An 11,254-nucleotide genomic window follows, 5' to 3' on the forward strand; every position below is an offset into this window, starting at 1 on the left:
TGGCGGGGCGTCCTGCCCCGGACGGGAAGCGCCAATAAATCAGCGCTTCCCTAACCCCAGCCGCGGCGCCGATTACCGGGCACCGCGATTCTATGCGCCCGCGGCCTGCAGACCTTCGCTGCGGATGGGTGCGGGGCTCACATCCCTGCCACGCTTCGCCACTCGACGAACGCGATCGCGTAGATGCCGCTGGCCAGCCCAAGGGTCGCTCGGATGATCGGCTCTTCCATCAGCGGCGCATAGGCCCCCCGGCGAATGCCTTGCACGACGCTGCGGATCTGTTGGATCGGTGCCAGCGCGGCCTCCCCATCATGTCGGGCCTGGGACTCGATAACGAGTCGGTTGATGCGATCCAGAGAGCGACCTCTTGCCGCCTTCGCGACGCTGCGCACGCGCACGGCGGCGATCAGCATCAGCAACGCGGCAACGCCGAAGATCATGTACAGCGCCAACGGGATGTGCCAGCCGTCGAACAATGTGGTGCGCGACAGCACCAACAGGAAGAAGACGAGAAACGGGTAGTAGACCAGCGGCTGCAGCCCCTGCGTCGCGTCGGCAATGAGCTGGACGTCCAGGTAGTCATCGAACGGGCGTCGATCCAGACCTTGCTGCCACCCAAAGCGCTTGAGCGTCAGATCGGGCCAAGAGGAACGCTCGGTGAGGCTCCGGATCAGCCAGACGCTGCGTCGGCTGGCCTCGAGGGCGAAGAACAAGAGCATCAGGAAGCTCAGAATCGACGCCATCAGAATGATGCGGTCGACGACGAAAGCGAGCTCGCCTCTCGCCGGTGTCTCCGGGCGACCGAGGGCCATCGTCAAGCCGAATCCGATGAGCAGGTAGAGGCCGACCGGCTTCAGGTTGCGCAGCACGAAGTGTCGCGTCAGCCAAGACGGCACGACATTGGTATGTCCGTCCGCCAACAGGCGGCTCAGCGCGCCAACTGGGAACTGACGGGCACGATAGAGCTGCCAGATGTCATGCCCCGATACCCGGCCGTCATCCTTCGAGACCTTAGCCGCGGCTGCTTCATCGGTGTCGGTGCCGGTGTCGGTGCCGCGGAAGAAGCGCTCGTGTATCGCCTGGTCGCTCAGGCGGAGGTGCCGGATTCCGGCGAAGAAGAGGGTCACCGCAAGGGTCACGGCGGCCAGCCGCAGGATCTCGGTCGGCCAAATGCTGACGCCCTCGACCCATGAGAAGGGCTCGCCGAGGGGGCTTGGCAGGCCGGAGATGAGCGCAGCGGTCAACACACCGGCCAAGGCCGCGCCGAGTGCGACTATGCGCCAGTGCCCGAGCAGGAAGCGTCGAAAGCGCTTGGAAAGCTGGGCGCTCAACGTGAGCGCGCCAATGGCCGCGACCACCAAGCCGAGCACGGTGGAAGGCTGCGGGCGGTTGTAGCGCGCTGGCTGCCAATCCAAGCACGCGGTCCAATCCTGCTTGCGAGGGCCGCAGCCCGTCCCTTGATCGCCTGCGGGTGCACCCCGCGGCGTTGTCGGGTTGTTGAGGCGAACCGGCTCCGTCCGCCCGATCTCGAACAGCAGGGGCCCGATGCGCTTGTCGATCGCTTTCTGCGAATCGATCAACCGCTCCTCGTCCGACGCTGCCTCCGATTGTCGCGCAGGCTGCTCCAGGGCAAGTCGAGTCGCCAGATAAGTCGCCGTCCGATAGTTGGTGCGGAACGGGGCGACCCCCGCCTGCAGCGCCGGCTCCAGCTCGAGGCCGAATGCGCTTGCGACAATCAGGTTACGGGTCTCGCGATTGTCGACAGGGTGGAGCATCGCCGCGTCCAGATCTGTGGTGAAGAACACGGCATCGGGAAAGGCCCGGCGAAGCGCCTTCAGCACCAGCAGTTTGTCGTGGTAGTCGTCTCCCAGAACGCCGATTGCCCGAATCTCTCCGCCGGGCTTGTAAGCCTGATGTTGGCGCGCCAGCTCACTGGTGAGCCGCCGTAGGTAGTCGACCTGGCTTTGACCTTCGGGGCGCTCGACCTGATCCGCGTTCGGCGTCTTGTTTGCGCGAGCGCTGTCATTCACGCCACGGCCGGCGTCGTCGGAGCCACCGGGGGTGTGGCCATCGATGCCGCGGAAGTAGTGCGCGGTAACGATTTGGACAGTGCCATATCGGAAGACCGCAGCGAGCTGTTCCTGCAGCATGGCGATCAGATCGCGCGAATAGGCCGTGTCGATCTGTCCGACCAGCGCCACCGTGTCGGACGGCCTGAGGCTGCGCCTCTGCAGCTCGGAGACCAGCAGCTGGGCCAGCGCCTTGTCCGTGGCGATGATCCGCTTGATGGACAGACCGTCCTTCTTTGCTTTCTTTGCCTTTTGCCATGCGGCAGAAGATGTGGCCGTCGCCGAGAGCCAGCGGACCGGTCTCAGCGACTCACGCAGATCGCTGCGCGCTTGCCGGTCGGGTTGTTGCGCTTTCTCTGCCTGCTCGGTGCTCGCTGCGCTTGCCCCCGTTGCCGCTGAGGCGGCGTCCAATGGATTAGGGGGAAGGTCTGCCGTAGCAGGTCGGCCTGATCGGGGCGGATTGGTCTGGGATCGTGCCGGAGTATCCTCAGGCACGACGTCCGCCTCAGCCGGAGCCGGGGACCCAGGGGATGCGGCCTCGTCGGGTTGCGAGCCAGCCTCCAGCCATTCGGTGGCAAGCTTCGCCAGGGTGCCTGACGAAGCCGGACCGATGATCTGCACGGCGTAACGGCCATTCGCGTCGAGGAACGGGCGCAGCAGCTCGGTTAGTCGGGGCAACATTTTCGTGTGGAGTCCCGGGCTTTCGGCGGCAACGTAGAACTCGCGCGTGAGCGCATCTTCGTCCAGCCACAACAAAAGCAGGCGATCGCCTCGCATTTGGCTCGACGGCTGTCCGACTGGTTGTCCAGCACGCGGAGCCGCTCGGCTGAGCCACTCGAATGGCATCACCGATGGGAGCGTGCCGCGTATGTGTTTGCCGGGCGACTCCTGCTCCGCACGGGGGTCGATCCAACCAATGTGCTCGGTGTCTTCCGGTATGAAGCCTTGGCGGCTTAAGCCCGCGAGGACTGAATAGCGGGTGGCCCGGCGGAATTCCTGTGCGCCCATATATGGACCGCCGAAGACCATGATCCCGAGGACGTGACAGATGTCGGTGTCCGCGCATTTTTCTTGGGCCAGCTTATTGAGCCAATCCAGGCTCCGCTTTGGCCTATCCTCGCTCGCGGTTGCTTGGCTTCGTTGACGCTCCTGAGAGCGCTGGACCGCCGTGAACGGGTCCTGCCACAGGCGCGCCTGCGTCTGTTGCACGCGCTCCAAAGGCGTACCGGCGACATAAGGCTGGGGCAGCCGCTCGCCGGATAGCGGATAGGGGAACCACCAGAAGCTCCCCGCCGCCAGCAGGATCAACAGCAGCAGCGGCGGCAAGGCCTGCCAACGGATCTGGGAGTCTTCCGGCATCGGACTCTCCTCGGCCAAGGCTCTTCGGCCCCATCCTCAACACGCGCCCCTAGCCGGGGCTCAGCCCATCCGAACGGCATGTCGGCTCCGATGCGTCGCGTCCGACCGAGGCGTCGTGCGGGCGCGCTCAGGCCGAGAAACCTTTTGTATATCGGTAAGTGTAGTCCGCCGGGAGTCCGGCATAGCCCGCGGCGCTACTCTGACCTTCTGAGGGGGAACAAGCTTTTGCGGATTGATCTGCCGTCCGTCCCTGGGCAATCTGCGGCCGGGCAGTCTGTGCCCGACCTGGGCATCTGGCTGTGCTTTGGACTATTCGGGGGGCTCTGCGGTGGACACTGCACTGCTGCCTTCTGCGTCGTACAGTGGCAGCGTGACGACGAATTCGCTGCCGCAACCGGGGCCGTTGCTGTGCGCGGCGATGCTGCCGCCATGCATCTGCACCAGGCTCCTCGCCAGCGTCAGGCCGATGCCCAGCCCGGCGCGGCGGCTGCCGGTGCTCTGATCTTTATAGAAGGGCTCGAAGATATGCTGCAGCGCCTCTGCGCTCAGCCCGGCGTCTTCGTCGCGCACCGACACTCGCGCCAGACCATCGCCGGTATCCAGTTGCACCCGGATGTGGGCGCCCTCTGGCGAGTATCGGTTGGCATTCAGCATGAGGTTCTCGAAGACCTGGGAAAGCCGCTCAGGGTCTGCAAGCACCTGCACCGGCGGCCCGTTCAGCGCCAGCTCCAGGCGCTGATCGCGTGCCTGGAAGCCGTGATGGACCTGATCGATCGCCTCGCTGATGAGCTGGCGCAGATCGATGGGCTTGGGCTGCAGGGAGAGCTTGCACCGCTCAATGCGCGACATGTCAGAGAGGTCATCCAGCAGCCGCTTCATCTGCCGGGCCTGCGTCACGAGGGTGTCGCGACAATATGCCGCCTGCGCGCTGTCCGCGGGTACACGCTCAAGCACGTCCGCAGAAATCAGGATGGCGGCCAGCTGATTGCGAAGCTCATGACCGAGCATGGCCGAGAGGGCGTTTCGCTCTCTGATCGCCGCGATGCGCTCGGCCTGCAGATCGCGGATGCGGTACTGCTGCCGGCGCTCCTGCAGGGCCAAGCGCAGCGTGCCGATAAAGGCCGCCATGCGCAACGGACGCTCCAGCATCGTGACATTGCCATAGGCCTCGAGGTCGTCCAGGCCGCTGAGACCCTGCCCGGCGTGCGGCTCGGCGAGCACGATGACGGGCAAAGCCGACCACTCCGGCTGTTCGCTGATGTACGCCCGGACACAGGCCCCTGCGTCCCGCCTGAGCCATTCCGCGGCGATGACGAGCACATCGACCGGACGTGCCAGGGCTGCGCGGAGCGCGTCAGCGTCCAGGCAGACTTCGTGCAACAGGCCGGCGTCGTTCAGAAAGCGGCGGCATAGCTCGGCATCACCTCGTTCGGCAGCAAGAACCAGGATACGCTCGGGCATGTGGGCTACTCCTTCGATGCCGTCATAGGAGGGCTGTCTTGCAGCGGGCGCTGCCTGGGTCTACGCAAGTCGCGCCAGCGCCTTGTCGATCTCGGCGAACAGAAAAGGCTTCCGGATCACCGTCTCTACGCCGATTGCGGCCAGCCGCGGCGACACCTCGTCCAGCAGCTCCGGGACGCCGGTGATGACGATGGCCTTGGGCATTTGCTGTCGTGCGTGAAGGTCTTCCAGGATGTCGATCCCATAGATATCAGGCATCAGCAAGTCGATGACGATGACATCGAAATCTCGCTGATGGGAGAACGCCGATGCGAGGCGTCCGTCGAACGCGGGCACCACCTCGTGGCCGCGGGCGGCCAGGTGATCGGCGAGGATCTTGGCGAGAATGTGGTTGTCTTCGGCAACGAGGATTTTCATTCGCTGTTTCGGATGGGAGTTACGAGGGAGACGCCGGTTTATTGGGCGCTGTCATGTCGCCTGCTTGAGCCAATCTCGCGCGACATCCAGCTCCGTGCGTTTGAAGTGCTTGAGCTCGGCCTTCATGAGCGGGTTCAGCATGTTCACGTAGGCCCCGATCCAGCCCTGGTCGGCGACGACCGCCACATGAGTGACGTCGCTCAGATGCTCGAAGCCAAATTTCACGTCGGCCCAGAGCTTGCTCCACGGGATGGGCGGCGTGTCCAGCTCGCCGATGTCTTCCAGCATGCGGATGCGGCCGTGGCGCTCGATGGCGGCCTTGAGCTTGGCCAGGGTGTCGTCGAACTCCTGCGCCGTCACGGAGCCGTGAATGGTCATTTCGACGATGTTGCTGTCCGAGTGTGTTTGGACGTCGATCATCTCCGTCACTCCTCTTGCTTCAGCTGGACTGTCAGCGCCGATTCGGCCGCTGCTCGGCCTCCGGCATCAGGTGGGTGGGTCGGCCTAGAAAGCTGCGTGGCCTCGGCTTCGGCCTCGGCGACGCTGGAGTCGTCGGGGTCCGCGAGCAGTAGCCGATGCGGGATGGCAAAGCTGCCACGCCACAGGGTGCGCTGAATGCCGCGGCGCTCGCAGAGCTCGGCAAAGCCGCCGGTAACCCGTTCGACGATGCCCTATGTCTCGGCATAGTTACTTCGCCAACCGATTCGCCAGTTTCCACCACCAGCACCACCACCACCAGGAATCAGCAGGAACCGTGCCAAGCGACATCAGCCTGATGGGCGTGTGGTTAAGTGGCCTGCCGTCAATACTCCCGCATGTGTGACGGGTATAAAGCACCGGCGCCGGGGCATTTGCCCCACTGCCTTCCGCGGCGTCATTGGCGGATGTCGCATCCCGGCGCGTCTGACCGGCTGCGCCTTGGCGCGGCCGCGAGCCTATCCCGGAGGGGCATCGGACTTGCCGCAGTCCGGAGGTCGGCATTCGCGCAGCGGTGCCGAAGGCTCATCAATCTCGAGGAAGCCATCATGGTGAGAGGCGTCATCCCGTATGCCAATGTCGCCTTCGAGCGCTATCTGACTGCGCAGGGAGCCGGACGCTCCCAGGATGCCGCCGACGCCCTGACAGCGCTGCCGTGCCTGCTCTCGCTGCTTGCGGCTGAGCAGCGGTCGGGTGCTGACAGGTCGGCGGATGAGCAGCAGCGCGCCGAATGACAGAATGACCCGCATGCCGACGGTCTATCACATTTCCGATCTGCACTTCGGCCGCGAGCGGCCGCCGCTGGTTCGGGCGCTGATCGAAGAGATCAACGCCTGCGCTCCGGAGCTGGTAGCGATCAGCGGCGATTTGACCCAATCGGCCCGGCGCCGGGAGTTCGCCGCCACCCGGGACTTCCTTGCGGAGCTGGCGCCCCCGGTGCTGGTGGTTCCGGGAAATCACGACGTGCCCGACTGGGACCTGATCCGTCGCCTGTTGCGTCCCTGGAAGCGCTACGGGCGCTACATCACCGAGGATCTGTATCCGAGCTATTCGAGCCGGACCCTCGCGGTCTTGGGACTCAATTCCGCGCGACGGTGGTCGCCGCATACCGACTGGTCCCGGGGCCGGCTCTCGGCGCATCAGATGGTCGAGGTCGAGCGCTTCTTCGCCGGCGCCGAGCCCTCAGCCACGCGGGTGGTGGTAGTGCATCACCCGTTCATCGTCCACGAGCTGGCACTCGGGCGCGGGGTTATCGGGCGCAAGGAGATGGCACTGGAGTGCTTCGGACACAGTCGAGTGGATCTGATGTTGTCCGGCCACCTGCATATCCACCACAGCGAGACCATGGCCGCCAGGTCGGGCGAGCGTACCCTAGTGGCGGCGCAGGCGGGTACGACACTTTCGGACCGCCTGAAGGCTGGCTACGCCAACAGCTTCAACGTGATCGAGCTGGATCAGGACCGCATTCGCATCCGCGTTCGCCGTTGGTCTGAGGCGGGCGGGTTCCAAGACTGCGAGCAGCTGGACTACCGGCGAGCCATTGCGGGTTGGGAGCCCGAGGTGGCTTGACCAGCGGCCATCGCGCGTCGGAGCGCACGGCTCCTGCGGGAAGGCCGCTTTGACGAGGTCGAGATCATCGATCTTGCCCGGGGACGCTATGGAATCTTTGTCCCCGCGATAGGCCCACCGAGCTCATCGAGTACCCACTCAAAGCCAATGAGTCGGTAATCGAGCCGGACCGGGTTGCCGTTGACCGACGCCGACACCGTGACAAGGCTGCCGGAGAATTCAATACGGCCCTGCAGCGCAATCCCGCCCACGCCCGTGCGCGCCTGTGGCTGGCGGCGACGCTTTCGAAGCTCGGCTGCCAAGACGACGCTGCCTGGCAGGTGCAGGAGCTGCTGACCCTGAACCCGGCGTTTTCGCGTTCGCGGCTGCTGCGCGCATTCCCGCTCAAGGACCCCGACCAGCGCGAGGCGTTGACCCGGGCGTTGGCTCAGCTCGGTCTGCCGCAGTAGATTGGCTACTGCTGAAAAAGTTGGGTTGCAATAGCAGGCCTTGAACGTCCGGCCTGGCACAATGTTTGCGCAATTTTTGCGTTGTCTTTTGGTTTACTTGCTTCCCGCTCACGCTAGATCGATGACAACGAATACGAGTCAACTGGAGCCACAGCACGGGGAGGGCGGCGGACTTCGGATGCTGTACCCGGAAGCAACGCCGGTGCCCTTGTCTGGGCTCTACCTGTGTGAGGATCTGCGATCACACGTACCCCCTTCAGGGGCCTTCGTCTACAGCAACTTCATCACCAGCCTGGACGGGCGCATCGCGGTTGCCCAGCCAGCGACGGGACGCCTCGGTGTTCCCGCCGAGACCGCCAATCCGAGAGATTGGCGTCTGCTTCTGGAGTTGGCGGCTCCGGCCGATGCGATCATTCTGAGTGGGCGCCATGTGCGCGAGCTCGGCGAGGAAACGGCCCAAGCCTGGCCGCCATTCAGCAAGGATGCGCCGGCGGATCTGCTGGCATTCCGTCTGCGGCAATCCCTGCCGCCGCAGCCGGCCTTGGTCATTGTCACCCGGTCGCTGGACTTGCCGGAGCAAGTGCTGGCGCGGCTCGCACAGGCCCACCGGCTCATCATTGCCACGGTTGACGACGCAGACAAGGCCGCGCAGGAGGCGGCAGAGGAGGCGGGTGCCGAGGTGCTGCGTCTTGGCGAGCGCTCCGTCGACGGCAGTCGGCTGATTGCGGCATTGACCGAGCGAGCCCTGCCATTGATCTACTCGACGGCCGGTCCGGCGGTCCTGCATTTGTTGTTGCAGAGCCGTGTGCTGGAGCGGCTCTACATGACCACGGTGACCCGCATCCTGGGCGGCGTCGACTACGCGACCCTGGTGCTGGGAGACCGGCTCCGGCCACCCTATGATTTCACGCTCAGCGCCCTATACCTCGATGTCCAGGGACCGGACGGCGTCGATCAGCTGATGCAGGTTTACGATCGCAGAGACGCCGGGGGCTAGCCTTATCGCGCGGCCATTCGCCGGCGCAGGGCGAGTAGCATCTTCGTCACCTGAACCACGAGCAGCGGCAGCGCGGAGAAGGCCACGACCAGGCCCCAGCCGGCCAGCGGCAGTGGCTGGATGGACAGCACCTCGGCGGCCAGCGGCACCCAGACGGCCAGCGCCAACAGCAAGACGCCGAAGGCGATGGACACCCAGACCATGGGATTGCGGGTGATCTCGTTGACGAAGATCGGCGAGTCGCTGCTCCGCATATTCAGCACGTGCAACAGTCGCCCGAGGCCGAAGGTCAGGAAGCCGATGGTCACGGCCTGACCCGCATCGAGATCCAGCCAGAGCAAGGCCAGCGCGAAGGCCACGAGCACCGTGGCCGCGATGAGCGCGCCATAGCCGATGATGGCGATCCAGTGGGAGCGCTTTAGGATGGGCTCGTCCTTCGCGCGCGGTGGCTCGTCCATGACGCCCGGCCGGCTCGGGCTCAGGCCCAGCGCCAGCGCGGGCATCACGTCCGAGACGAAGTTGATGTAGAGGATCTGTAACGGCAGCAGCGGCAGCGGCGCGCCGACGACGGCCGCTGCGGACACGGCCATGATCTCCGCGAGGTTGCCGGAGAGCAGATAGACGATAAAGCGGCGGATGTTGCGGAAGATGGTCCGACCGTGCTCGATGGCGTGGACCAGGGTCTCGAAGGCATCGTCCTTGAGCACGATGTCTGCCGCCTGGCGGGCCACCTCCGTGCCGCGCTGGCCCATGGCGATGCCGATGTCGGCCTGCTTCAGTGCCGGGGCGTCATTGACGCCGTCGCCGGTCATGCCGACCACCCAGCCGGCGTTCTGGTAGAGGTCGATGAGGCGCAGCTTCTGCTCGGGGCTGATGCGGGCGAACACATCGCTGGCCAGCAACCGCTCGCGCTCGTCTTCGTCCAAGGCCTGCAAATTCTTGATCGTCGACGCGTCGACGGCCTCCGCATCGGGCGTACTGAGGCCGACCTCGGCGGCGATGGCCTGGGCGGTGGCGGCATGATCGCCGGTGCCCATGACCACGCGGATGCCGGCGTCCTGGCACGCGGCGATGGTGGTGTCGATGCCTGGACGCGGCGGGTCGTAGAGTCCGGTGAGCGCCAATAGGGTCAGGTCCGCATAGGGCTCGGCGTCGGCGCTGTCGGCCTGCTTTTCGGCGATGGCGAGCACGCGCAGGCCATCGGCTGCCAGCTGCTCGCTCCGCGTCTGCCAGTCCTCGCGGTCGGCGTCGGAAAGCTCGATGTCGCCCTCATCGGTCCGTACCCGGGTGCAGCGGCCGAGCACGGCCTCCGGCGCCCCCTTGACGGCGTAGCGCCAGCCGCCGTCGTCGGCATGCACCGTCGCCATCATTTTCAGATCGGGATCGAAGCTCACCTCCCGTTCCTCGGGCAGCCGCTCCAGCAGCTCGTCCCGGTGCAGCCCGGCGGCCGCGGCACTCTCCAGCAATGCGACCTCGGTGGGGTCGCCGACGCCGCCCGCCTCGTGCAGGCTCGCGTTGTTGCAGAGCGCGCCGATGGTGAGCGCATCCGCCAGGCCCGGTATCTCGTCCAGCGCCACCTCGGTGTCGTCGTCGCGCAGGAAGCGGGCGCCGTCCGGGTCCTGGTCCAGCGTCAGCGTGCCGGCGGCCAGGCCGAGCCGGGCCAGCGTCATGTGATTTTCTGTGAGCGTGCCGGTCTTGTCGGTGAAGATCAGGCTTGCGGTGCCCAAGGTCTCCACCGCGGAGAGGCGTTTCACGACGGCATTGCGCTTGGCCATCTTGCGCATGCCGCGGGCGAGCGCCAGCGTCGCCACCACCGGCAGGCCCTCCGGCACCGCGGCGATCGCGAGCGCGATGGCCGTCTCCAGCATCACCACCAGCGCCTTGCCGGCGACGAGCCCGGCGGCGGCCACCACCGCAGCGATGGCGATGGTGAGCCAGATGAGACGCCGGCCCAGTTGCTCTAAGCGCTGCTCCAGCGGCGTCTCGGAGGACTCTGCCTCTTCTACCAGGCTGGAGATGTGGCCGAGCTGGGTGTCCATGCCGGTGGCGACGACGATACCTAAGCCCGAGCCGTCGGTGACCGCGGTGCCCTTGAAGGCCATGTTCTCGCGCTCGGCCAGCGGCGGGTCGTCGAGGTCCAGAGTGCCGGTGCGCTTGGTGACGGGCACGGATTCGCCCGTGAGGGCGGCCTCGTCGCATTGCAGGCGGTTGGCCTCCAGCAGGCGCAGGTCCGCGCTGACCACGTCGCCGGCCTCCAGCAGCACGATATCGCCGGGCACGAGCTCGTCGGCAGACAGCGTCCGCTCCTTGCCGCCGCGGCGCACCCGTGCCCTGGTTTTGCCCATGCGCTGCAGGGCCTCCATGGCGCGGGTCGCGCGCAGCGCCATCGCGAAGCCGATCGCGGGGTTCACCGCAATGGCCGCACCGGAAGCGCTGGCCCTTATACAACTCTCCGA

The 11,254-nt window shown here is 65.9% G+C and carries 10 protein-coding genes; 4 read left to right on the forward strand and 6 right to left on the reverse strand.

What is annotated here, in order from left to right; genetic code table 11:
* Window positions 1-137 precede the first annotated feature (137 nt).
* The 4 genes from I6U14_RS15255 to I6U14_RS15270 form a co-directional block, all read right to left on the reverse strand.
* Window positions 138-3,428 (reverse strand): hypothetical protein, encoded by a 3,291-nt coding sequence (locus tag I6U14_RS15255; RefSeq protein ID WP_296900377.1) that lies wholly within the window; start codon window positions 3,426-3,428, stop codon window positions 138-140.
* A gap of 309 nt (window positions 3,429-3,737) precedes the next feature.
* Window positions 3,738-4,889, reverse strand: a complete 1,152-nt coding sequence (locus I6U14_RS15260; RefSeq protein WP_296900378.1) for a HAMP domain-containing sensor histidine kinase — start codon at window positions 4,887-4,889, stop codon at window positions 3,738-3,740.
* A 60-nt stretch (window positions 4,890-4,949) separates the two neighbouring features.
* The gene (locus tag I6U14_RS15265; RefSeq protein ID WP_296900379.1) at window positions 4,950-5,306 is read right to left on the reverse strand and encodes a response regulator; all 357 of its coding nucleotides are present in this window, start codon (window positions 5,304-5,306) and stop codon (window positions 4,950-4,952) included.
* Window positions 5,307-5,357: 51 nt separating this feature from the next.
* Complete coding sequence (locus I6U14_RS15270; RefSeq protein ID WP_296900380.1) at window positions 5,358-5,726, reverse strand: STAS/SEC14 domain-containing protein; 369 nt, start codon at window positions 5,724-5,726, stop codon at window positions 5,358-5,360.
* 605 nt (window positions 5,727-6,331) lie between these two features.
* Here I6U14_RS15270 and I6U14_RS15275 point away from each other — a divergent pair.
* Window positions 6,332-6,517, forward strand: a complete 186-nt coding sequence (locus I6U14_RS15275; protein ID WP_296900381.1) for a hypothetical protein — start codon at window positions 6,332-6,334, stop codon at window positions 6,515-6,517.
* 13 nt (window positions 6,518-6,530) lie between these two features.
* A complete protein-coding gene (locus I6U14_RS15280) occupies window positions 6,531-7,352 on the forward strand; it encodes a metallophosphoesterase (protein WP_296900382.1) in 822 nt (273 codons plus the stop codon).
* A gap of 86 nt (window positions 7,353-7,438) precedes the next feature.
* On the opposite strand, the gene I6U14_RS15285 is transcribed toward I6U14_RS15280, so the two are convergent.
* Window positions 7,439-7,654, reverse strand: a complete 216-nt coding sequence (locus I6U14_RS15285) for a hypothetical protein (RefSeq protein ID WP_296900383.1) — start codon at window positions 7,652-7,654, stop codon at window positions 7,439-7,441.
* An 18-nt stretch (window positions 7,655-7,672) separates the two neighbouring features.
* On the opposite strand from I6U14_RS15285, the gene I6U14_RS15290 reads away from it, so the two are divergent.
* On the forward strand, window positions 7,673-7,801 hold the full coding sequence (locus I6U14_RS15290) for a hypothetical protein (protein WP_296900384.1): 129 nt from the start codon (window positions 7,673-7,675) through the stop codon (window positions 7,799-7,801).
* A gap of 178 nt (window positions 7,802-7,979) precedes the next feature.
* Entirely contained in the window at window positions 7,980-8,798 is an 819-nt protein-coding gene (locus I6U14_RS15295) for a dihydrofolate reductase family protein (RefSeq protein ID WP_296900385.1), read from the forward strand.
* Window positions 8,799-8,800: 2 nt separating this feature from the next.
* Here the strand turns inward: I6U14_RS15295 and I6U14_RS15300 are convergent.
* Window positions 8,801-11,254: cation-transporting P-type ATPase (locus I6U14_RS15300; RefSeq protein WP_296900386.1), on the reverse strand; the 2,454-nt coding region annotated here is incomplete at its 5' end.

Source organism: Thiohalocapsa sp. (assembly GCF_019695415.1).
GTDB lineage: Bacteria > Pseudomonadota > Gammaproteobacteria > Chromatiales > Chromatiaceae > Thiohalocapsa.

Coding starts and splice junctions, on each gene's coding strand:
- I6U14_RS15255 (WP_296900377.1), bottom strand. CDS start 3,428: ATGCCGGAAGACTCCCAGATCCGTTGGCAGGCCTTGCCGCCGCTGCTG.
- I6U14_RS15260 (WP_296900378.1), bottom strand. CDS start 4,889: ATGCCCGAGCGTATCCTGGTTCTTGCTGCCGAACGAGGTGATGCCGAG.
- I6U14_RS15265 (WP_296900379.1), bottom strand. CDS start 5,306: ATGAAAATCCTCGTTGCCGAAGACAACCACATTCTCGCCAAGATCCTC.
- I6U14_RS15270 (WP_296900380.1), bottom strand. CDS start 5,726: ATGATCGACGTCCAAACACACTCGGACAGCAACATCGTCGAAATGACC.
- I6U14_RS15275 (WP_296900381.1), top strand. CDS start 6,332: ATGGTGAGAGGCGTCATCCCGTATGCCAATGTCGCCTTCGAGCGCTAT.
- I6U14_RS15280 (WP_296900382.1), top strand. CDS start 6,531: ATGCCGACGGTCTATCACATTTCCGATCTGCACTTCGGCCGCGAGCGG.
- I6U14_RS15295 (WP_296900385.1), top strand. CDS start 7,980: ATGCTGTACCCGGAAGCAACGCCGGTGCCCTTGTCTGGGCTCTACCTG.